We start from the raw sequence: 22,937 nt of genomic DNA on the forward strand, positions 1-22,937 counted from the left end.
GACGGTACGGCGGGCCTCCCCGCCTCCGCCACATAGCCCCCTGCGCGGGACAGGAGACCCGTACGCCCATCCGTCGATCCGGCCTCGGCGCCGTCAACCGCGCGGCGTACGGGCGAATCAGCCGCGCGGCGGACGCGGCACTTGTAGCCGTTCGTCCATTCTTGATCCCGTGCCTCCCCAGGAGGCGCTCCCGGCAGGACGGGACCGTTGTCCCTGGCGGTCGGGACAATCCGACCGCAATCGTCGGCACTGCAAGCAACGGGGACTGGCACCGCGAACCGGGGGCCTGGGCCACATCGCCCGGCTGTGACGAAGATCGCACTTCGCGGAGCCCTAATGCTCTACAGCTTGTAGTACTACTGGAGATAGAACTACGGGCCGTAGAGCTCTGGTGTGAGGGAGACATGGACGCGCTTGACCTGGCACGGTGGCAGTTCGGGGTGACCACCGTGTATCACTTTCTCTTCGTACCTCTGACGATCGGGCTGGGCGTCTACGTCGCCGGGCTCCAGACCGCCTGGCACCTGACGGGCAAGGAGCACTACCTCAGGCTCACGAAGTTCTTCGGCAAGCTCTTTCTGATCAACTTCGCCATGGGCGTGGTCACCGGCATCGTGCAGGAGTTCCAGTTCGGGATGAACTGGAGCGAGTACTCCACCTTCGTCGGCGACGTGTTCGGCGCGCCGCTGGCGCTGGAGGCGCTGCTCGCGTTCTTCCTGGAGTCGACGTTCCTCGGCCTGTGGATCTTCGGCTGGGACCGGCTGCCCAAGCGGATCCATCTCGCCTGCCTGTGGGCGGCCGTCATCGGCTCCAACCTGTCGGCGTACTTCATCCTCGCGGCCAACGCGTGGATGAAGCACCCGGTCGGCTACGAGGTCGTGGACGGCAGGGCCAGGATGACCGACCTGTGGGCGGTGCTGACCAACTCGACCGCCCTCGCCCAGGTGCCGCACGTCGTCGCCGCCTCGTTCGTCGTGGCGGGCGGGTTCGTCATCGCCGTCGCGGGCTACCGCATCCTGCGCGAACGCGGTCTCGGCCTGCGGCCCGAGCGGTCCCGGAAGGCCGGACACCCGGCCCGTACGGCCGCCGGGGACGCCACCACGCCGATGCGCCGCCTCCCGGACATGTGGCGGACCAGCCTGCGCGCCGCGCTCGTGATGACGGCGATCGCGGGGGCCGTCGTCGCCGGCAGCGGCGACCTGTCCGGCCAGCTGTTGCGCGAGCAGCAGCCGATGAAGCTCGCCGCGGCGGAGGGCCTGCGCCACGACACGGCCGGGGCGCCGTTCTCGATCGTGCCCGGCGTCGAGGTGCCCGGCCTGCTCAGCCTGCTCGCCGCGCACGACCCCGGCGCGACGGTCCAGGGCGTCGACGACATCCAGGCGCGGTACGAGAAGACCTTCGGACCGGCCGACTACACCCCGAACCTGCCGGTCGTCTTCTGGTCGTTCCGCGTGATGATCGGCTTCGGCATGGCCACGGTGGGCCTGTCCGTGCTCGGCCTGTGGCTGACCCGGCGGCCCCGGCGGCGGCAGGGCGGCACGGCGAAGCCGGTGCCCGACTGGTTCGCCCGCCTGTGCGTGCTGGCGCTCCCGCTGCCCGCCGTCGCGATCATCTCCGGATGGCTGCTCAGCGAGATCGGCCGCCAGCCGTGGACCGTCCAGGGCGAGCTCATGACCGCCGCCAGCGTGTCGCCCGGCGTCTCGCTCGGCGAGGTCGCGATCACCCTGGCGATCTTCACGGTCCTGTACGGCGTGCTGGCGCTGGCCGAGGGCGTGCTGCTCGTGCGGCACGTCAAGGCGGGTCCGGAGCTGCCGCCGGTCGAGAGCGCGCCCACCGGCGCCGCTCCCGCCCGCCCCGACGAGGCGCGGCTCACGCCGACGCTCATGTACTGAGGAGTCACGAGATGACGACCTTCTGGTTCATCGTGATCGCGTTCCTCTGGACGGGCTACTTCGTCCTGGAGGGATTCGACTTCGGCGTGGGCGCGCTGCTGCCGCTGCTGTCGCGGTCGGAGGCCGACCGCAGGCAGGTGCTGGCCACCATCGGGCCGGTCTGGGACGGCAACGAGGTGTGGCTGATCACGGCGATCGGGGCGATGTTCGCCGCCTTCCCGGCCTGGTACTCCGGCCTGCTGAGCGGCTTCTACCTGCCGGTCTTCCTCGTCATCGCCGGCCTGGTCGTCCGCGGGGTGGGCCTGGAGTGGCGGGGCAAGGTCCACTCGCGGCGCGAGGTCGCGCTGTGCGACGCCGGGATCGTCACCGGCAGCGTGCTGCCGGCGTTCCTGTGGGGCGCGATCTTCGGCAACCTGCTGTTCGGCACGGCGCTGGCGACCGTGCTCGGCGGGGCCCTGTCGCTGTCGGTGGCCGTGCTGCACGGCGCGGTGTTCGTGGCGCTCAAGACGACCGGCGGGGTCCGCGCCCGCGCCCGACGCGCCGCGCTGCTCGCGGCCGTGGGCGCGGTGCCGGTGGCGATCGCCACGCTGCCGTCCGTGCCCGGCAAGGGGCCGATGTGGACGCTGGGCACCGCCCTGCTCGCCGCCGCGGCGCTGGCGGCCGGGGTGACGCTGGTGTGGGGCCGCAGGGAGGGCTGGGCCTTCAGCGCGACCGCCACGGCGATCGCCGCGACGACGGCCACCGTCTTCGGCGTGCTGTGGACCGCTCCCCTGCCCGGGCTCACGCTGGCCGAGGCGGCCTCGGCGCCGTACACGCTGACCGTCCTCACCTGGATCGGCCTGATCGCCCTGCCGGGCGTCATCGCCTACCAGGCCTGGACCTACTGGGTCTTCCGCAAGCGCCTCACCGCCGGAGTCCACTGACGGCAGGCTCACCGTTCCAGGCGCAGGTGGTGGAGGTCGGAGGGCGAGATGGGCATCCGGGCGATCGTGATGCCCTCGGCGTCCTCGACCGCGGAGGCGATGACGGCGGAGACGGGGATGACCCCGGCCTCCCCCGCGCCCTTGATCCCGAGCGGGTTCAGCGGCGAGGGCGTCTCCAGGTGGGCCGTCTCGATGCGCGGCACCTCCGTGGCGTACGGCATCAGGAAGTCCATGAACGAGGCGTTCAGCAACTGGCCGTGCTCGTCGTAGACCATCTTCTCGTACAGCGCCCCGCCGACGCCCTGGGCGACCCCGCCGTGGATCTGGCCCTCGACGATCATCGGGTTGATCAGCCTGCCGCAGTCGTGGACGACGGCGTACCGCAGGATCCTGATCTCCGCGGTGTCCGGGTCGGTCTCCACGATCGCCGCGTGCATGCCGGCCGCGAAGGTGGACCTGACCGGCGAGTAGTAGTCCCTGCCCTCCAGTCCCGGCTCCTCCCCCTCCGCCACCGGCGGCCGGTCGTCGGAGGCGGGCCCGGCGAACTGGGTGGCCCGCCGGGCCTCCTCGTCGAAGGCGTAGCGCAGCGGGTTGGACAGCACGGCGACGGTCGCCAGCGGGATCGACGCCGACGGCACGCCGGCGACGTGGACCATCCCGTCGGTGATCTCCAGGTCGCGCGGGTCGGCCTCCAGCGCCTCCGCCGCGATCCGCAGCGCCTTCTCCCTGACCTTCCGGCAGGCGAGCGCGATCGCGTTGCCGCTCATCACGGCCGCCCGTGAGGCGAAGGTGCCCACGGCGTACCCGAAGCGCCGGGTGTCGCCGGTGACGACCGACACCTTCTCGATCGGCACGCCGAGCTCGGTGGCCGCGATCTGGGCGAACACGGTCTCGTGTCCCTGCCCCTGGGAGGTCAGGCCGGTCGAGACGTGCACCCGGCCGTCGGAGGTGACCTGCACGTGCCCGCCCTCGTACGGGCCGACGCCGGTGCCCTCGACGTAGCAGCCGACGCCGATGCCGATCCTGCGCCCCTCCGCCGCCGCGCGGGCCTTCGTCTCCGGGAAGGAGTCCCAGCCGATCAGCTCCTTGAGCAGGCGCAGCGCCTCGGGGTAGTCGCCGCTGTCGTAGATCAGCGGACGCCCGTCCTGGAAGGTCATGCCCTGGTCGTAGGGGAACTCGTCCGGCTGGATGAAGTTGGCCGCGCGGACCTCGGTGCGGTCCCTGCCGAGGTGGGCGGCGATGCGGTCCATCGTCCGCTCCATGCAGAACACGCCCTGCGGGCGCCCCGCGCCCCGGTAGGGCGTGACCTGCACCGTGTTGGTGTAAATCGAGGAGAACTCGACCCGGTAGGCCCCCACCTTGTACGGCCCGAGCAGCTGCGTCGAGGTGATGATCGGCACGATGATCCCGTACGGCGTGTAGGCGCCGTGGTCGTGCAGGATCTCGACCTCCAGGCCGAGGACGCGCCCCTCGCCGTCGAACCCGACCCGCACGTGCTGGACCTGGCCGCGCTCGTGTGACGACGAGACGAAGTGCTCGCGCCGGTCCTCGGTCCACTTCACCTCGCGGCCGAGGAGCCGGGCCGCCCACGGCACGAGGACCTCCTCCGGCCACGGGTGGACGATCTTGACGCCGAACCCGCCGCCGACGTCGGGCGCGATGACCTCCACCTTGGGCAGCGGCAGCCCGAGCTTGGCCGCGATCGCCATCCGCACGCTCGTGGACGTCTGCGTGGAGGAGTAGACGCGCAGCGACCCGTCGTCGGCGTCCCAGCGGGCGTACACGCCCTTCCCCTCCAGGGGCGTGCACGCGCTGCGCTCGATGTCGAGGCGGAACTCCAGCGTGTGCGGGGCGGCCTCGATCGCCTCCCGCGCGGTCAGGCCGCCCGGTCCCGGCACCTCCTGGACGAGGTGCGCGCCGACGTTGCCCGGCACGTCCTCGTGCACGAGGTGGACGCCGCGCACGGCCTCCTCGATGCCCACGACCGGCTTGAGGATCTCGTAGTCGACCCGGATCAGGGCGCAGGCGTCCTCGGCGAGGTAGCGGTCGCGGGCGACGACCATCACGACCGGCTCGCCGACGTGCCGGACGATCTCCCGGGCCAGCGGGTACGCCGTGCGGCCGTGGGTGAGCGCGGGGTGCGGGATCAGCAGCGGCAGCGGCTCGGCCAGCGCCCCCGGCAGGTCCTCCCACGTGTAGACGGCGACCAGGCCCTCCACGTCGAGGGCGGCCGACACGTCGATGTCGAGGATCCGGGCGTGGGCGTGCGGCGACCTGACGAAGGCGGCGGCCAGCGCGCCCGCGCCCAGGTCGTCGAGGTAGCGCCCCTGACCCGTGATGAGCCGGGCGTCCTCGCGCCGCAGGACCGGCTCGCCGAACAGCTTCGTCGTCATGCCCCGCCCTCCTCCGCCTGGATCTCCGCCGCGCGGTGGACGGCCTTGAGGATGTTCTGGTAGCCGGTGCACCGGCACAGGTTGCCCGCCACGGCCTCCAGCGCCTCCTCCTCCGTCGGTGCGGGGTTGTCCCGCAGGAACGCGGTGACCGTGCACAGGAACCCCGGCGTGCAGAACCCGCACTGCAGGGCGTGGCACTCGGTGAAGGCCCGCTGGACCGGCGACGGCTCGCCGTCGCGCGCCAGCCCCTCCACCGTCGTGATCCGGCGGCCGTCCACCGTGACGGCGAGCGTCAGGCACGACCGCACCGGCTCGCCGTCGAGCAGCACCGTGCAGGCGCCGCAGACGCCGTGCTCGCAGCCCACGTGGGTGCCGGTGAGCCCGAGGTCGTGGCGCAGGCAGTCGGACAGCAGCCGCCGTCCGGGCACCGTCGCCTCCCGCACGACCCCATTGACCGTCAGCGTCACGTGATGGCGTGTCTCGTTCACGATTCCTCCCCGCGGGCCGCGGCGGCGGCGTCCCGCAGCGCCCGTGCGGCGAGCACCCCGGTGAGGTGCCGCCGGTAGTCCGCCGTCGCGTGGATGTCGCCCTCCGGCTCGATCCGGTCCCGCACGGCTCCCGCCGCGGCCTCCCAGCCGGCCGAGGCATCCGGGCGCGGGCCGCACGCCGCGGTCACGTCCACGACCACCGGGACCGGCCCCACGCTCACGCAGGCGACGCGGGCGGCGGCGATCCGGAGGTCCTCGTCCAGTGTGACGGCGGCGGCCACCCCGGCCACCGCGTAGTCGCCGTGCCGCCGGGCCACCTCGTGGAAGGCCGTGCCCGACCGCCGGGGCAGCGCGGGAAAGAACGCCGACACGGCCAGTTCGCCGGGCCGCAGCGCCGACTCCATCGGGCCGGTGAAGAACTCCGCGGCCGCCACCTCCCGCTCCCCGCCCCGGCTCGCCAGCCGTACGGACCCGCCGAGCAGGGCGAGCACGGCGGGCATCTCGGCGGCGGGGTCGGCGTGTACGAGGCTGCCCACCACCGTGCCGCGGTTGCGGATCACGGGATGGGCGACCAGCCGCAGCGCCTGCCGCAGCAGCGGCTGCGCGGCGGCGGCCTGCGGCGAGCGCTCCACGGCGGCGTGGCGGGCCAGGGCCCCGACGCGTACGCCGGACGGCCCGGCCTCGATCCCGTCGAGGCCGGGCACGCGGTTCACGTCGACGATGTGGGCGGGCGCGGCCAGCCGCATGTTGAGCAGCGGGATCAGGCTCTGGCCGCCCGCCAGCACCTTCCCGCCGGGCCCGGCCTCGGCGAGGACGTCGAGCGCCTCGCCGAGGGTGGCCGGGCCGTGATAGCGGAACGGAGGCGGCTTCACCGCGTCAGCACCCGCGGCACGGGCCGTTCAGACGGCCGGGTCGCGTTCGAACCCGATCTCCCCACCCGTGACCTCCTTCGCTGGTCTGCGCGCGATGGCGCGCAGCAGGTGATAGCCGGCGAGCACCACGATCGTGCCGAGCGCGATCCCGGCGAGCGAGAAGTCGCCGGTGATCTGGTGGGTGACCGGCCCGATCGCGAGGATGATCCCCGCGCCGATCGGCACCATGTTGACCGGGTCGGCGAAGTCCACCCGGTTCTCCACCCAGATCTTCGCGCCGAGCAACCCGATCATCCCGTACAGGATGACCGTGACGCCGCCGAGCACGCCGCCCGGCGTGGCGGCGACCAGCGCGCCGAACTTGGGGCACAGGCCGAACAGGATCGCGATGACCGCGGCGATGTAGTAGGCCGCCGTCGAATAGACCCGGGTGGCCGCCATGACGCCGATGTTCTCAGCGTACGTAGTGGTGGGCGAGCCGCCGACGGCGGTCGCGACCGCGGTGCCGACGCCGTCGGCGATGACCGCCCTGCCCATCTGGGGGTCGACGTCCGCGCCGGTCATCTGACCCACGGCCTTGACGTGGCCCACGTTCTCCGCGATCAGGGCGATCACGGCGGGCAGCACCACCAGCACGGCCGACGCCTGGAACGACGGGGCGTGGAAGTGCGGCAGCCCGATCCAGTCGGCGTCGGCGACCGCCTGGAAGCTCACCCGGGGGTGGGTGTCGATCTTCCCGGTGCCCGCGTTGTAGGCCGTGATGTTCCCGAACACCTTGTCGGCGAGCCAGGACAGGACGAACCCGAAGACCAGCCCGAGCAGCACGCCGATCCGGCCGAGGAAACCGCGGAACAGCACGATGAACACGAACGTCGCGACCATCGTGATCAGCGCGATCCACGGGTCCTGCGGCCAGTAGACGTCGGCCACGACGTACGCCAGGCCGAAGCCGATCAGCATGACCACCGCGCCGGTCACGACCGGCGGGAAGACGCGGTGGATGATCTGCACGCCGACCACGTGGATCGCCACGCCGCACAGGGCGAGCACCAGGCCGGCGACGAGGATCGCGCCGGTCACGACCTGGTCGGCCCCGGGGGTGTCGCCGCCGAACGCCGCCCGCACCGCCACGACGCCGCCGACGAACGACGCCGACGTGCCCAGGTAACTGGGGATCCGCCCCTGGGTGAAGAGCAGGAACAGGATCGTCGCGACGCCCGACATCATCACGGCCGTGTTCGGATCCAGCCCCATGACGAGGGGGAACACGAAGGTCGCGCCGAACATCGCGATCACGTGCTGGGCGCCGATGCCGACCATGCGCGGCCAGCTCAGCCTCTCGTCGGGTTTGACGACCTCTCCGGGGGCCAGCCCTCGCCCGTCGCCGTGCACTGTCCATCTGAAAGCCATTTACGCCCCTCTTGCTCACTGGGCCGTGGGCCGGTCGGCCACCCCGCAGGCGTCCCTCCGCGGCGTTCTAGACCGTTTGGGGCACTTTAGGACTGGCGTGCGCGCCAGACATGGGCATGATCTGCCAAACCGGCGCGCTCCGGGGCGTCATACCACGCGGATCGTGTACCCCTCGCCGGTGACGACCTGGCCCGCCCGGATTTTGCAGGCCTTGCGCAGCTCCACGCGTCCGTCGACGCGCACCCGGCCCTCCGCGACGAGGTGCTTGGCCGCGCCGCCGCTGTCGGTGATCTGGCAGAACTTGAGAAGATCGCAGAGCGGGATGTAGTCGCCGTCCAGCTCGAAGGTGATCGCTGGGGCCTTCGCGTCGTTCACGCCGCCAGCTTAGGTAATTCAGATACCCCTCATGCGCAGCACGTGCAGGGCGAGGGTGAGGTTGAGCCGCAGGTGCGCGTCCTCGGTGAAGTTGCCGAGGATCCGCTCCAGCTTCCCGATCCGGTAGCGCAGGGTGTTGTAGTGGAAGTGCAGGCGGCGCGCGGTCTCGGCGACGTTGAGGTTGGTCTCCAGCAGCGCCTGCAGGGTGCGGCGCAGGTCGGCGTTCTCCGCGTCGTCGTCCCCGGCCAGCGGGCCCAGGGTCTCGCGGACGAAGGCGTGCAGCTCGTCGGTGTCGTTCACCAGCGACAGCAGCCGGTAGACCCCCAGCTCGTCGAAGTGGGCGACCGCGCCGGCCCCGTGGAGCTGACGGCCCACCCGGGCGGCCTTCAGCGCCTGGCCGTACGCACCGGGCAGGGCGTCCACGCCGGCGGCGACCCGGCTGAGGCCGGTGGAGAACGTGCCGTCGGAGACGGCGGCGAGCGCGTCCCTGGCCACCTTGGCCGGGTCGGCCGCCGCCCCGACGATCGCCACGACCTCATGGGAGAAGCCTGCGACCGCGCCGCGCGGGTCGTGCTTGCGCACCGACGCCTGCCACGCCGCCAGCATGCGGTCCTGGACCGGTCGTTCCTCGGCGTCCGGGTCGATCTCGGCGACCAGCACGCTCACCGGGCGTTCGAGATCCCACCCGAACGCCTGGGCGCGCTCGGCCACCCGCAGCCCGCCCCTGCCGGTGAGCACGTCGCGCAGGAAGTCGGCGCGGTACTTGCTCTCGACGGCGGTGACCGCCTCCTGCTTTGTGATCACGAGCGCGGCGACGGTCGCCGCGCGCTCCAGGATGCCGATGTCGCTGGAGGTCAGCGTGCCGTGGGCGCTGTAGGCCGCGATCCTCCCGTGGTGGTGCCCGCCCGCGACGATCGGCACCGCCGCGTAGTGCCCGTCGCCGCCCGGGCGCGGGGCCGACGGCGTCCGCGCGAGCGCCGCGTTGATCTCCCGCAGCCGCGCCACCTGAGTGGACTCCCCGGCGGCCGCGAGGAGATGGCCGGCGGCGTCGGCCGCCCCCACGGCCACCTGCAGCAGCCCGGCCACCTCCGCCGTGACCTCCCGCATCCCGCCCCCGGCCAGCACGATCTGCACGAGCGCCCGGTGCGCCTCCTCCGTACGGGCGAGTATCGCCGCCTGACGGTTGAGGATGTCGGTGAGCACCTGGTTGAGGATGTCGTCGAAGCCCACGTCGTTGGGCAGCAGGATCAGCGGGAAGTCCAGCCTGTCGGCCTGCTCGACCATCTCCGCCGGAAGTTCGTCCAGGTAGCGGCCGAGCTTGATCGCCAGGGCGGCGAGGCCGCGCTCGTCCAGGTCGGCCACGAGCCGGTCGAGCGACTGCGGCGTGTTGCGCAGCGGGTAGCCCGTGGTGAGCAGCAGCTCGTGCGGCTTCACCCAGGCGAGGATGTCGGGCACCTCCATCACGTTGAGGCGCTGCACGATGCGGTCGAGGCCGCCCCGCCCGGCGATCAGACGGGCGTCCGCCAGCGTCGAGACCCCGAGCACCTCGCCCACCGACACGCCGTGGAGGATCGTTCCAGTGCTCGCCAGCCGCATGGCGGGCGGGGCCGGGTCGTTCTGCAATGCCGTCTCCGAAAATGCCGTCACCGGGGGTCGCGACGCCCTCGGGTCATCGGTCGCCCACCTTCCTCGTTCGCTCCGGGGACGTCTCAGGGCGATTGTGCCCGACACCGGTCCTGGCAGGAAGAGCCAAGCATTCGGCCGACTGTTGGCACCTTTCTCCGTACGGAGGGGGGAGACCGGGGCTTAGCGTCGGCAACGACTGGCTTCGGGAGGTCCGGTGAGTGTTGGCACGCGCCCGAGAGGGCGGCGGGCGGCGACGCCCGCGTCCCGCCCCCCGGCGGCCCCCGCCTATGTGAGCGGCGCCGCGAGCGTGGCCGTACGGCCCGCGATCGAGGCCCCCCGCCGCCCGGCCAGGGTGCTCGCGGCCTTTCCCCTCGCGCTCTACCTGGAGATCAGGAGCGAGGCCGAGCCGCACGTCGTCGCCGTGGTGACGGGCGAGGCCACCCGCCTGCCCAACGCCGTGGTGCTCCCCGAACGCCTCGACGGGGTGTCGGCGGGCGACGACGCCTGGGTCGGCGAGGGCTCCGTCGAGGTCGGCGGCGTGTCGATCTGCGTGCGCCGCTGGTGGGACCCCGCTCCCCCGCTCGGCCCCGCCGACCCCGCGCGGCTCGGGCCCGCCCTCGGCCTGCTCGGCCGTGCCCGCGCGGCCTCGCCCCGGCGGCCCGGGCTGGCCCCGGACGGCGCCCCGGCGCTGCTGGAGCGCGGCTGCCGGACCGGTTCACTGGTGGAGAGCATCACCGCGGCCGAGCGGCTGATCGGCCTCGGCCCGGGGCTGACGCCGAGCGGCGACGACATGCTCGCCGGCCTGCTGGTCGCGCTGCGGCATCTCGGCGCGGCGGCGGGAGTGCCGCGCGCCGTCTGGCTGGCCGACTGGCTCGCCGCGGCGGTCACCTACGACGCACGCACCCGGACCACGCCCATCTCGGCCACCCTGCTGCACTGTGCCGCGAGGGGCGAGGCGAGCCCGGAGGTCACCGGGCTGCTGCGCGGCGTGGCCGGGCACCAGCCGCTCGATGCCGCCGTGCACCGCCTGCTCCGCCTCGGCCACACCTCGGGCGCCGACCTGGCGTGGGGCGTGCAGATCGGCCTGTCCGCCGTCCTCGCCCTTCGGGAGGGCCGTTGAACGACCTGGTCGAGGTGCGCCCCGGGGTCTACCGCGACTCCGTGACGCTGATGCGGGTGAGCCGAGCGCTCACCGAAAGGCCCGGAGTGACCGTCGCCGTCGTCGCGATGGCCACGGAGCTCAATGCGGGCCTCGCCCGCGATCTCGGCTTCGCGGTTCCGCCCGCGACGCCCGGCGACCTGCTGGTGGCCGTACGGGCCGGCTCGCCGGCGGAGCTGGAGGACGCCGCCGCCGAACTGGAGCGACAGCTCGCCGCACGGGCGCCGGCGAGCGGGACGCGGGGCGAGGCGCCGCCGCGCACCACCCGGTCGGCCGCGCGGGCGTTCGAGGCGACCCTGGCGCTGGTGAGCGTGCCGGGCGAGCACGCCTTCGCCGAGGCGCTCGACGCCGTGGAGGCCGGGCTCTCGGTGATGATCTTCAGTGACAACATGCCGGTGGAGCAGGAGGTCCTGCTCAAGGACCGGGCGCGGGCCAGGGGCGTGCTCGTGATGGGGCCCGACTGCGGCACCGCGGTCGTGGGCGGGGCGGGCCTCGGCTTCGCCAACGTCCTGCGCCCCGGGCCCGTCGGCGTCGTGGCCGCCTCGGGGACCGGCGCCCAGCAGGTGACGAGCCTGCTCGACCTCGCCGGCGTCGGCGTGTCCCACGTGCTCGGCGTGGGCGGCAGGGACCTGTCCGCCGAGGTGGGCGGGCGCTCGGCCGTGCAGGCGCTGCGCGCGCTCGACGAGGACCCGGCGACCGAGCTGATCGTGCTGGTCTCCAAGCCTCCCGCCCCCGAGGTTGCCCGTGCCGTACGGGACCTCGACCTGGCGACGCCGGTCGTCGCCGCGCTGCTCGGGCCGGGGCAGGACGACCTGACCACCGCCGCGGAGAAGGTGCTGCGGGCCCTCGGCCGCGACGTGCCCGAGTGGCCGTCCTGGCCCGCGGCGGCGCAGGCCGGGCGCCGGGACGCGGGGGCCCTGCGGGGGCTCTACGCCGGCGGCACGCTGTGCGCGGAGGCGGCCCTCGTCGCGGGCGCCGGCGACTTCACCGACTTCGGCGACGACGCCTACACGCGGGGCCGGGCCCACCCCATGATCGACCCGGCGCTGCGCCTGGAGGCGCTGCGCGGCGTCGCCTCCGGTGTCGTGCTGATGGACGTCGTGCTCGGGCACGGCGCCGACCCCGACCCGTCCTCCTGGCTCGCGCCCGCGATCCGCGACGCCGTGACCAGGGGCGTGGACGTGGTCGTGGCCGTCGTCGGCACCGACGGCGACCCGCAGGGGCTGCGCGCCCAGGCCGCCCGGCTGAACGAGGCCGGGGCGGCGGTCTTCACCTCCAACGCCGCGGCCGCCCGGCACGCCCGCCTCCTCGCGGGCGGGTGACGGGCATGGCCGCACCGACCCGGATCGGAGCCCCATGAGCCTCTCCATGCTGTACGGCGAGCCGCGCGTCGTCACCGTCGGAGCGCAGGTGCTGGGCGAGGCGCTGGACCGGCAGGCCGTGCCGCGACGGGAGGTCGACTGGCGGCCGCCGCTGCCGGGCGCCTCCCCGGCCCTCGCGCGGGTACTGGCCGATCCCCGGCGCGAGAGCGCCAACGCCGCCGCCGTCGGGCGGATGCTGTCGGCCCGGCCCATGCTGACCGGCGTACGTCCGGCGCGTGAGGTCCTCGGCCTGGAGGCCGGGGAGTTCTTCCACGCCGGCCCGCCGATCACCTGGGAACGGGCGTCCGGCCCGATGCGGGGGGCGCTCGTCGGGGCGATGCTCTTCGAGGGCCTGGCGGCCACCCCTGAGGAGGCGGAGGACCGGCTGGCCTCCGGCGCGGGGATCACCCTCGACTCCTGCCACCACCACCGCACGGTCGGCCCGATGGCCGGAGTGGTCAGCCCCTCCATGTGGATGCTGGAGGTCGCCGACGCCGAGCACGGCGGCACGGCCTACTGCTCGCTGAACGAGGGGCTGGGCAAGGTCCTGCGCTACGGCGCGTACGGGCCCGAGGTGATCGAGCGGCTGCGCTGGATGGGAGAGGTGCTCGGGCCGGTGCTGGCGGCGGCCCTGGAGCGATGCGGCCCTCTCGACCTGCGCACGCTCATCGCGCAGGCGCTGCAGATGGGCGACGAACTGCACAACCGCAACCGCGCCGCCACGTCCCTGCTGGTGCGCGAGATCGCGCCCGCCGTCGTGGAGGCGGCCCCGGACCGCGCGGCCGAGGTCCTGCGGTTCATCAATGGAAATGATCATTTCTTCCTGAACGCGGGAATGGCGGCGGCGAAAGTCAGCGCCGACGCGGCGCGCGGCGTGCCCGGATCGAGCCTGGTCGTGGCGATGGCGCGCAATGGAACCGATTTCGGAATACAGGTGTCGGGCCTCGGCGACCGGTGGTTCACCGGCCCCGCCGGCGTGCCCGACGGCCTGTACCTCGGCGGCTACGGCCCGGACGACGCCAACCCCGACATCGGCGACTCCACCATCACCGAGACGGCGGGGCTGGGCGGCTTCGCCATGGCGGCGGCCCCCGCGATCGTCCGGTTCGTCGGCGGCGAGGTGTCCGACGCCGTGGCGGCCACGACCTCGATGTACGAGATCACCATGGCCGAGCACCCGGCGTACCAGATCCCGGGGCTGGGCTTCCGCGGCACGCCGGCAGGCATCGACGTCGCGCTCGTGGCGAGGACCGGTCTGCTGCCCGTCGTGAACACCGGAATCGCGGGCAGGGTCGCCGGAACCGGGCAGGTGGGAGCGGGTCTGGTCAGCCCGCCGGCCGAGGCCTTCACGGCCGCCCTCGACGCGCTGGGCGACGCGTGAATTCCCATTGACCGTCATCAGACCGTAATATCGTCGTCAACCTCAGATATCCGATGCAATTCGCACGGTCCGTTCGGAAGATCTTGCGGAGCGAGCGTGAATTGGGGACCTAATCTATGACGACAGATCGCCTGCTCGGTATGGTCCCCCCTATGCCAGAGGGTCAAGGACCTGTGGGCCGCGTCCCCGCGGGGGGCGCCCCCGAAGGGCAGGGACGTCTCGTCGGCCGGCGCTACCGGCTGCTGTCCCCGGTGGGCCGCGGCGGTATGGGGATGGTGTGGCACGCCCACGACGTGCTCCTCGACCGGGACGTCGCGGTCAAGGAACTGCTCCTGCCGTTCGGGCTCGACAACGCCGGCGCGCAGACGGCCCACCGGCGCATGCTGCGCGAGGCGCGCTCGGCCGCCCGGCTCAGCCATCCCGGCATCGTCACCGTCCACGACGTCGTCGAGGAGGACGGGCGCCCGTGGATCGTCATGGAGCTCGTCCGCGCCTGGTCCCTCGAGCAGGCCGTGCGGCAGAGCGGCCCGCTGCCGGTCGTGCAGGCCGCCGAGATCGGCATCCGGGTGCTCGACGCGCTGCGTCACGCCCACGCCGCCGGCATCCTCCACCGGGACGTGAAGCCCGGCAACGTGCTGCTCACCGCCGACCGCGTGGTGCTCACCGACTTCGGCATCGCCGCCATCGAGGGCGACGTCACGATCACCCAGACCGGGCTGCTCATGGGCTCGCCCGCCTACATCCCGCCGGAGCGCCTGCAGGGCCGCCCGATCACCCACGCCGCCGACCTGTGGTCCTTCGGTGCGACGCTGTACGCCGCCGTTGAGGGCCGCCCTCCGTACGAGGGTCCGGACGCGGTCGCCGTGCTCGGCGCGGTGCTGACGCAGGAGCCCAACCGGCCGCGCCGGGCGGGCGCGCTGCTGCCGGTCATCGAGGGCCTGCTCCGCAAGAACCCGGCCGACCGCCTTCCGGCCGCGCAGGTCGCGGAGATGCTGGAGCGGGTGCTCCACAGCCACGGCGCCGGGCTGCCGGGCCGCGCCGGCACGCCGACGTCGGTGCCGACCCCGCAGGACTCCACGCCCGCGGGCTTGCTGCCGCCGCTCGACATCCCCTCGGGGCCGCTGCCCTCGCGCATCATCGAGACGCCCTCGGGTCCGGTCCGCGTGCCGCTCACGGCGGAGAACCTGCCCGCGGGCGCGGCCACCCCGCCCGGCGCCGCGCCCCGCCCCGCGGAACCCCGCGCCGGAGAGCCACGGCCCGCCGACCCCGCGTACGAGCCTCCGGGCGCGTTCGGGCCCGTGAACGCCTTCGGGCAGACCCCCGCCTTCGACACGGGCTTCGACTCGCTGTCGTCCCCCTCGGGCTCGACCCACGCGCCGGAGCGGCCTAAGGAGGCCATGTGGCCGACGCCCGCGCCGGGCGACATGCCCGGCGACTTGGGCGGCACCCCACGGCCGCCGCACCGGAGCGGGCAGCACGCGGCGCCCCACCAGACGGGACCGCAGCACCTTCCGCCGCAACAGGCCGCCGCGCAGGGCCTCGCACCGCAGACTCTCGCACCGCAGACCCTCGCGCCGCAGGCCGCCGCACCGCTGGGCGGCGACTCGGGGCCGGTCGCGGACGCCACGGGTCCGCACGGGCCCCGGGCGGGGCGCAGGCGCAAGGAGCGGGCCGACGCACTCCCCGACGGCGAGGGCCGGTCGAAGCTCCTGCTCGGCGTCGCCGCCGCGGCCGTGGTCGCGTTGATCGTCGCGATCGTGTTCGTGCTGCTGCCGAGCGGACCGGACGAGGCCGTGGTCTCCCAGCAGGACGGCAGGTCGGCCGCCACCCTCACGCCCACCGACGCCGCCACGCCGACCGTGCGCCCGCTGTCGGCCGTTCGCGTGCCCGAGGGCTACCACCTGGTGACCGAGGGCGGGGTGTCGCTCGCGGTGCCGAAGGAGTGGAGCACCGCGGTCGACAACGACGTGGTCAGGCTGACGGGCCCGAAGGACAGCGGGCAGAGCATCACGATCAAGAGGATCCCCGACGGCAGCCTGACGGCGCTGCGGTCCGCCGAGCAGAACCTGAACATCAAGGACTTCACCGACTACACCCAGGTCCAGCTGCGCCAGGTGGACTACCGCTACCCCGCGGCCGACTGGGAGTACACCTACACCAACACCAGCGAGGTCACCGTCCACGCGGTCATCCGCTATCTGGAGGCCGGCGAACGCGCCTACGCCATCATGTTCGCCTCGCCCGACTTCGACTGGAACGAGTCCGCGGCACCGGTGCGGCAGGCCCTCTGGAGCACCTTCCGCCCCGCCTGACGCCCGTCCCTTCCCGAGGGCGACCGGCGACGTCCCCGGGAAGGGCGCACGGACGTGGCCGCCGGGTCACTTGGCGTCGGCGTAGCAGGTGACGGCCACCGCCTCCATCGGGAAGCGGACCGTGGTGTCGCCGAACAGCAGCCGGGTCGCCTCGTCCGCCGCGCGGCCGACGGCCTCGCGGACCTCGCCCGCCACGTCGAGCGGGCAGTGCACCATCACCTCGTCGTGCTGGAAGAACACCAGCCGCGCCGAGTCGGGCAGCAGCCCGCGCAGCACGGCGAGGAGCGTCAGCGCCCACTCGGCCGCTGTGGCCTGCACGACGAAGTTGCGGGTGAACCTCCCCCGGTCCCTGGCCGCCCTGGCGCCCTCAGGACCGGCCACCAGGCGCCGCCACCGGTCCGACGGGGGCGGGCAGGTGCGGCCCAGCCACGAGCGGACCAGCCGCCCCTCCTCCCCCGCGCGGGCCGCGTCCTCCACGAACGCGTACGCCTTGGGAAACCGCTGCCGCATCACGGCCAGAAGTTTGGAGGCGTCGCCGCTGGTCCCGCCGTACATCGCGGACAGCATGGCGATCTTGGCGGACTCGCGGACGCCGCCGAACGCCTGGGCCAGCGCGGCGTACAGGTCGATCTCCCCGGCCGCCCGCGCGAGCCCCCGGTCGCCGGACAGCGCGGCCAGCACCCGGGGTTCGAGCTGCGCGGCGTCGGCGACCACGAGCGTCCACCCGTCGTCGGCCATCACGACCCTGCGCATGACCTTCGGGATCTGCAGCGCGCCGCCGCCGCTGGTGGCCCACCGGCCGCTCACCACCCCGCCCACGACGTACTCGGGCCGGAAGCGGTCGCCGCTGACCCACTGCGCGGCCCAGGTCCAGCCGTGGAAGCTGTACAGACGGGCCAGTTCCTTGTACGCCAACAGCGGCGCGACGGCCGGATGGTCGACCGTCTTCAGCACGCGGGAGCGGGTGGACGGGATCTCGATCCCCACGGTCTTGAACGCCCGGACGATCTGCTGCGGGGAGTCCGGGTTGACCAGGTGGCCGAAGGCGGCCGACACCTCGTCGGCAAGGGCCTGGAGCTTCGCGGGCCGCATGCCGTGGGCGGGACGGGGCCCGAGCAGGTCGGTCAGCAGCGCGTCGTGGACGTCCTCGCGCCACGGCATGCCGTCGTGGGCCATCTCCGCGGCGATGAGCGCACCGGCCGACTCGGCGGCGACGAGCAGGCGGAAGCGCCCGGGGTCGGGTGTGCGCGCGACGCGGCGGCGCTGGTCCTCGAACACCTCGGCGACCATGTCGGCCTCGGGCACGCCGTGCCTCGGGGGCGCCGGGTCGAACAGGCTCGCCTGCGTCCCGGCCCCCTGGTGCGCGTCTGACGCCTCGTGGGGGTCGTCGGGCACCGGGAGGCCGCGCAGGCGCGCGTAGGCCGCCTGGACCTGTCTGGGCTCCCCGTAGCGCCCGTCCGCCGCCAGGAGCAGGTTCTCGGTCAGCGCGACGTCGTGGCAGCGCGACAGCCGTACGCCGGCGGACAGGAGCGCCGGGTAGACGCGCCGGGCGTCGGCCCACACCCAGCGGGGCCGCTCGGCGGCCTCCAGCGAGCGCACGGCCGCCGCGAGATCGGCGACCCGGCTCGCCGGCCCGCCGAGGGGCTTCACGGTGCCGCCCCCCTCGGCGTCGGCCGCCACCACAACGTGCACCCCACCAGCGTGCCAGGCGGCGCCGACATTTCCCCGACCCGCGCCCGGCCGGTCAGAGCGGGATCTCGACCTCGTCCTCCAGCGGCGGCTCCTCCTCCTGCGGCAGGCAGCCCGTCGCGGCGAAACAGCGCAGCCGGAGCGTGTCCCCGGTGACCGACAGGTGGAGGAAACTCTTGAAGAAGGGCGGGGTGTCCCAGTCGGACAGCTCGGAGATGTACCGGTGGAAGACCCGCCCCACCGGCAGGCGGAACGGCATCGGCCAGCCGCCGAGCAGCCGGGCCGCCCACCTCACCCGCGCGCCGATCGGCGCCCCGGGCGTGGGCCTGGGCGGGGTGTTGCCGATCCGCCGGGACATCAGCGCCAGCCCCTCCTCCGGCGTGACGTAGAGCCCGCGCAGCCGCAGCCTCCTGCTGTAGAGCAGGCTGTAGAACGACAGCGAGTCGCCGCGCAGCGGGTAGCACTTGAAGTCGTCCTCGTGGACGCCGCCGGCGTCCACCCGGGGGATCGTGTGCGTGGCGTGCATGAACGCCCCGCCGCCCCCGGACACGACGTACTGGATGAGCCGTCCCTCCACCCGGACCGGGTAGCGCTGGTAGTTGTGCACGTCGCCGCCGATCGCCGCGACGTAGTTGTGCGCCGGGTCGCGGACCACGTCGTCCACCGTGCCGCCGCCCTCGATCTCGCACGGGTGGTAGGCGTTGTTGACGTAGATCGGCTTGCCGGTGATCAGGATCTTGGGCCGGGGCCCGGCGGAGACCCGGCGCAGCCACTCGCCCTGCTCGCGGTCGAGGGTGCCCTTGATCCCGGTGTCGATGCCGACGAGCAGCAGGCGGCCGGTGTCGATCACCCAGTAGGGTCCCGGCAGCGCCGGGCCGGGGTTGGGCCGCATCTTCCTCGCCTCGGCGATGGCGTCCTCGTCGATCGTCTCCGGCTTCTTCCACAGCAGCCCGCGCAGCCCGTCGGGCGACAACCGGAACCCGCGCTGTTCGGCGGACAGGGGCTGGGCGTCGCAGAAGACCCGCATGAAGCCGCCGAGCCCGTCATACCAGTCGTGGTTGCCGGGCACGGCGAAGATCGGGGCCGGGTAGTCCTTGTAGGGCCGGAAGAACTTGTCGCAGTACTCGTTGCCCGAGCCGGTCGGGTAGATCACGTCGCTCGCGATGACGGCGAACGCGGTGTCCGCGCCGAGCTTGAGCAGCCCGGGCACCACCGCATACTGCGAGGCGTCGCCCTCGCCGGTGTCGCCGAGCACCAGGAACGAGAACTCCTCCCCCGGGTCGAGCCTGATGCGGAAGTCCTCGTCCACGCCGCGGTCGCGCTGAGCCGCCACCCAGCGGCGGCGCACCTGCGGCGAGGGGTCGCCGAACAACTGGGCCAGGACCTCGTTGCGGGACCGCCACAGGGTCGCGGGGTTCAGCCAGGTGAAGGAGTTCCGGTTGGGCCGCAGCGCGTCGAACGTGCCGATCTGCGTACAGTCCCAGCCCGCTCCGGCCTGCGACACCCGTGACGAGACCTGCTTCCCCCGCGCGGCGGCCGCGCCCACATCGACCATGGGAACAATCTTGGCGTTTCTAGCGCCTCGACCGACAAGATTTGCCCGAACTGAGCGGTGTCCAGAGTGGTGCATCACAAGGCGGAGGAGGAGGCCATAGCGGAGCTATGGGTGACGACGACAACGCAGCGAGGTGCCGCTCTGGGCGACGCGAAGGGGCAAAGATTGGAGGGAGAGGCGCTAGGGGATCAGCACACCCGGGTTGAGGATCCCCGCGGGGTCGAGCCGTTCCTTGATCCCCCGCAGGATCTCGCCGCCCAGGTCGCCGATCTCCGCGGCGTACGCCTCGCGGTGGTCGCGGCCGACGCCGTGGTGGTGCGAGATCGTCCCGCCCGCCTGCACGATCGCCTCGTTCGCCGCGCGCTTGGCCGCCGCCCACTGCCGGAGCGGGTCGCCCGTCTGCGCGGTCACCACGGTGAAGTACAGCGAGGCCCCCGTGGCGTACACGTGGGAGATGTGGCACATGACCAGCGGTGAACCGAGCGCGCCGAGCAGGGCCAGCCGTACGGCGTCGTACAGGCGCGGCAGGTTCGACCAGAAGCAGGCGGTCTCCAGCGTCTCCACCGTCGCCCCTGCCGCCAGCAGGGAGTCGCGCAGGTAGGGGGCGGAGAACCGGCCCTGCGCCCACTTGTCGCCCGGCTCCGGCCCGAGGTGCACGCCGCCCGCCTCGACCAGCACGGCGGCGGCCAGGTCCCGCCGGTGGGCCACGTCGCCAGGGGAGCCCTCGAAGCCCGCCACCATCAGGCAGCCGGAGTCGCGCCCCGCCGCGCCGAGGTCGGTCGGCTTCGCCAGCCCGACCATGGTCTCGGTCTCGTCCGACAGCCTCAGCACGGTGGGCGGCGGCCCCTCCTGCTGCGCGAGCCGCCGCATCGCGGCCGTGCCCTCGGCGAAGGTGGCGAACCGCCAGCCCTCGTACGTCCTGACGGCCGGGGCCCGGCGGACGCGCAGCCGCAGCGAGGTGATCACCCCGAAGGCGCCCTCCGAGCCCAGGAACACCTGGCGCAGGTCGGGCCCGGCGGCCGACCTGGGCGCGCGGCCGATCTCCAGCGTGCCCCGGGGCGTCGCCACGGTCATGCCGGCGACCATGTCGTCGAACCTGCCGTACCCGGCCGAGGCCTGCCCGCTGGACCTGGCCGCCGCGAACCCGCCCAGCGTCGCGTACTCGTACGACTGGGGGAAGTGCCCGAGCGTCAGCCCGTGCGCGGCGAGGAGCTGCTCGGCCTGCGGCGCGCGCAGGCCGGGCTCCAGCTCGGCGATCATGGAGACGGGGTCGACGGAGACCAGCCGGTTGAGCCGGGCCAGGTCGAGCGCGACCACGCCCGTGAAGCCCCCCTCGGAGCCACACCGCGCCGCCACCAGGCCGCCGACCACCGAGGTGCCCCCGCCGAACGGCACCACGGCCACCCGCTGCTCCGCGCACAGGCGCAGCACGGCGGCCACCTCGTCGTGCGAGCCGGGGAGCACGACGGCGTCGGGCGCGTCCGAGGCGTCCCCCGCGCGCATGAGCAGCAGGTCGGGGGTGGACTTGCCCCTGGTGTGGCGGATGCGGGCGTCGTCGTCGGCCCGCACGTGCTCGTCCCCCACGATCGCGGCCAGCGCGGCCAGGACGGGCGGCGGCAGCGCCACCGGCGGCAGCCGCACCTCGCCGAACGTCGCCGCCGGTGTGGCGGGCGCCCGGACGCCGAGGAGCTCCGCCAGCAGGTCGCGCACCGGCGCGGGCAGCTCGGCGGCCTTGGCCGGATCGCCCCAGCCCGACCAGAGCATGGGTTCCGCCGCGGTGAGAGGGGTTTCCATAGCCGTCGCGCCTCCAGGTAGGTTACTAAAGAGTAATGCGGAAGTAGTGGAGGGGACATGAACTCCTCACTGAACGCGGCCAGGCGCCGGTGGGAGCTGGACGAGGCGCGTACAGACGTCGTGGACGTCCTCGTGGTCGGGCTGGGGGCGACGGGGGCCGGAGCGGCACTCGACGCCGCCTCGCGCGGGCTGTCGGTGGCCGCCGTGGACGCGCACGACCTGGCGTTCGGCACCTCCCGGTGGAGCTCCAAGCTGATCCACGGCGGGCTGCGCTACCTCGCGAGCGGGCAGGTCGGCGTGGCGTGGGAGAGCGCGGTGGAGCGCGACGCGCTGCTGCGCTTCACCGCGCCCCATCTGGTCGCCGCCCACCCGTACCTGCTGCCCCTGACGCCGGCCGTCCCCCGGGCTCAGGCCGCGACCCTCATGGCCGGCTACCGCCTGGGCGACGCGCTGCGGGCCGCCGCGGGCACGCCGCGGCGCCTGCTGCCCGGCCCCTCCCGGCTCGCGGCCGGCCGGGCGCTCGCGCTGGCCCCGTCGCTGCGGGCGGACGGCCTGCGCGGGGCGCTGCTGTCGTGGGACGGCCGGGTGGTGGACGACGCCCGCCTGGTCGTCGCGCTGGCGCGTACGGCCGCCGCCCACGGGGCGCGGATCCTCACCCGGTGCCGGGCGCTGGCGCTCGCCGGGGACGGCGCCCGGGTGCGCGACGAGCTGACCGGCGACGAGTTCGACATCCGGGCCCGTGCGGTGATCAACGCGACCGGCGTGTGGGCCGGAGAGCTGACGCCGTCGGTGGCGCTGCGTCCCTCGCGGGGCACGCACCTCGTCCTGCGCCCCGGCGCTCTCGGCGCGCTGCGCGCGGGGCTGCACGTGCCGATCCCCGGCGAGCGCGCCCGCTTCGCGCTGGTGCTCCCCCAGGCCGACGGGCGGGTCTACGCGGGGCTGACCGACGAACCGCTCGACGGCCCGGTCCCGGACGTCCCCGAGGCTCCTGAGAGCGACGTCGCGTTCCTGCTGGAGGTCGTCGGGACGGCGCTGGACCGCCCGCTGTCCCGCGCGGACGTCGCCGGCGCCTTCGCCGGGCTGCGGCCCCTGATCGACACGGTGGACACGGCCGACACGGCGGGCACGGCCGAAACGGCCGGCGCCGGGCGGACGGCCGACCTGTCCCGCCGCCACGCGGTGCTGCGCTCGCCGGACGGCGTCGTGACGGTCGTGGGCGGGAAGCTCACCACCTACCGGCGGATGGCCGAGGACGCGGTCGACGCCGCCTGCCCCCACGCGCGCGCGAGCCGTACGGCGCGGCTGCCCCTCGTCGGGGCCGGACCGGTGCGGCCCGACACGCCCGGGCGGCTGGCCCGCAGGTACGGCTCGGAGGCCTGGGCGCTGCGCGACCTGATGCGCCGGGACCCGGCCCTGGCCGAGCCGGTGGCGCTGGGGATCACCCTGGCCGAGCTGGTGTGGTCCGTGCGCCACGAGGGCGCCTTGGACGCCGGCGATCTGCTGGACCGGCGAACCAGGATCGGACTGGTGCCCGAGGATCGCGCGGCGGCCCTCCCCGCCGCCGAGGCCGCCCTGGCCTACCCCTGATCGGCGCCCGCCCCGGCCCGTTCTCCATCGCCGTTACCCGCACCGGCAGCATCCGGACATTTGCGGATTAGCCCGGTACCACCCCGCTCCCGCGCGCCTTGACGCGATTGGTTAAGGTTA

Annotated in this window: 16 protein-coding genes; 7 read left to right on the forward strand and 9 right to left on the reverse strand. The window is 73.9% G+C overall.

What is annotated here, in order from left to right; all coding sequences use genetic code 11:
* Positions 1-404 precede the first annotated feature (404 nt).
* Complete coding sequence (locus ABZ860_RS24060; RefSeq protein WP_357223971.1) at positions 405-1,892, forward strand: cytochrome ubiquinol oxidase subunit I; 1,488 nt, start codon at positions 405-407, stop codon at positions 1,890-1,892.
* Positions 1,893-1,903: 11 nt separating this feature from the next.
* Entirely contained in the window at positions 1,904-2,815 is a 912-nt protein-coding gene (gene cydB / locus ABZ860_RS24065; protein ID WP_357223974.1) for a cytochrome d ubiquinol oxidase subunit II, read from the forward strand.
* 8 nt (positions 2,816-2,823) lie between these two features.
* Here the strand turns inward: cydB and cutA are convergent, their stop codons facing one another.
* From cutA to ABZ860_RS24095, 6 genes are all read right to left on the reverse strand, one after another.
* A complete protein-coding gene (gene cutA / locus ABZ860_RS24070; protein ID WP_357223977.1) occupies positions 2,824-5,208 on the reverse strand; it encodes an aerobic carbon-monoxide dehydrogenase large subunit in 2,385 nt (794 codons plus the stop codon).
* On the reverse strand, positions 5,205-5,696 hold the full coding sequence (locus ABZ860_RS24075; protein ID WP_357223979.1) for a (2Fe-2S)-binding protein: 492 nt from the start codon (positions 5,694-5,696) through the stop codon (positions 5,205-5,207). Before ABZ860_RS24075 ends, cutA begins: the two co-directional genes overlap by 4 nt.
* On the reverse strand, positions 5,693-6,568 hold the full coding sequence (locus tag ABZ860_RS24080) for an FAD binding domain-containing protein (RefSeq protein ID WP_357223982.1): 876 nt from the start codon (positions 6,566-6,568) through the stop codon (positions 5,693-5,695). Before ABZ860_RS24080 ends, ABZ860_RS24075 begins: the two co-directional genes overlap by 4 nt.
* Positions 6,569-6,595: 27 nt before the next feature.
* The gene (locus ABZ860_RS24085; protein WP_357223985.1) at positions 6,596-7,978 is read right to left on the reverse strand and encodes a solute carrier family 23 protein; all 1,383 of its coding nucleotides are present in this window, start codon (positions 7,976-7,978) and stop codon (positions 6,596-6,598) included.
* Positions 7,979-8,125: 147 nt separating this feature from the next.
* Complete coding sequence (locus tag ABZ860_RS24090; protein WP_167538717.1) at positions 8,126-8,353, reverse strand: RNA-binding S4 domain-containing protein; 228 nt, start codon at positions 8,351-8,353, stop codon at positions 8,126-8,128.
* A gap of 18 nt (positions 8,354-8,371) precedes the next feature.
* Positions 8,372-9,949, reverse strand: coding sequence for a PucR family transcriptional regulator ligand-binding domain-containing protein (locus ABZ860_RS24095; RefSeq protein ID WP_357224100.1), 1,578 nt, complete (start codon positions 9,947-9,949; stop codon positions 8,372-8,374).
* Positions 9,950-10,193: 244 nt separating this feature from the next.
* On the opposite strand from ABZ860_RS24095, the gene ABZ860_RS24100 reads away from it, so the two are divergent.
* The 4 genes from ABZ860_RS24100 (at position 10,194) to ABZ860_RS24115 (ending at position 16,192) form a co-directional block, all read left to right on the forward strand.
* A complete protein-coding gene (locus ABZ860_RS24100) occupies positions 10,194-11,099 on the forward strand; it encodes a DUF2877 domain-containing protein (RefSeq protein WP_357223988.1) in 906 nt (301 codons plus the stop codon).
* A complete protein-coding gene (locus tag ABZ860_RS24105) occupies positions 11,096-12,460 on the forward strand; it encodes an FdrA family protein (protein WP_357223991.1) in 1,365 nt (454 codons plus the stop codon). Before ABZ860_RS24100 ends, ABZ860_RS24105 begins: the two co-directional genes overlap by 4 nt.
* 34 nt (positions 12,461-12,494) lie before the next feature.
* Positions 12,495-13,880, forward strand: coding sequence for a DUF1116 domain-containing protein (locus ABZ860_RS24110; protein ID WP_357223994.1), 1,386 nt, complete (start codon positions 12,495-12,497; stop codon positions 13,878-13,880).
* 152 nt (positions 13,881-14,032) lie between these two features.
* Entirely contained in the window at positions 14,033-16,192 is a 2,160-nt protein-coding gene (locus tag ABZ860_RS24115; RefSeq protein ID WP_357223996.1) for a protein kinase, read from the forward strand.
* Between the two features lie 66 nt (positions 16,193-16,258).
* Here ABZ860_RS24115 and ABZ860_RS24120 read toward each other — a convergent pair whose 3' ends face one another.
* From ABZ860_RS24120 to ABZ860_RS24130, 3 genes are all read right to left on the reverse strand, one after another.
* Positions 16,259-17,884: a bifunctional 3'-5' exonuclease/DNA polymerase gene (locus ABZ860_RS24120; protein ID WP_357223998.1), complete on the reverse strand. Its 1,626-nt coding sequence runs from the start codon at positions 17,882-17,884 to the stop codon at positions 16,259-16,261.
* 52 nt (positions 17,885-17,936) lie between these two features.
* Positions 17,937-19,436 carry a metallophosphoesterase gene (locus ABZ860_RS24125; protein WP_357224000.1) on the reverse strand — a complete coding sequence of 500 codons (1,500 nt, stop codon included), beginning with the start codon at positions 19,434-19,436 and terminating at the stop codon, positions 17,937-17,939.
* 180 nt (positions 19,437-19,616) lie between these two features.
* Complete coding sequence (locus ABZ860_RS24130) at positions 19,617-21,230, reverse strand: FAD-binding oxidoreductase (protein WP_357224003.1); 1,614 nt, start codon at positions 21,228-21,230, stop codon at positions 19,617-19,619.
* Positions 21,231-21,287: 57 nt separating this feature from the next.
* On the opposite strand from ABZ860_RS24130, the gene ABZ860_RS24135 reads away from it, so the two are divergent.
* Positions 21,288-22,817, forward strand: a complete 1,530-nt coding sequence (locus ABZ860_RS24135; RefSeq protein WP_357224006.1) for a glycerol-3-phosphate dehydrogenase/oxidase — start codon at positions 21,288-21,290, stop codon at positions 22,815-22,817.
* Positions 22,818-22,937: the final 120 nt, after the last annotated feature.

The sequence above is a fragment of the Microbispora sp. NPDC046973 genome, assembly GCF_040644495.1.
Classification (GTDB): Bacteria; Actinomycetota; Actinomycetes; order Streptosporangiales; family Streptosporangiaceae; genus Microbispora.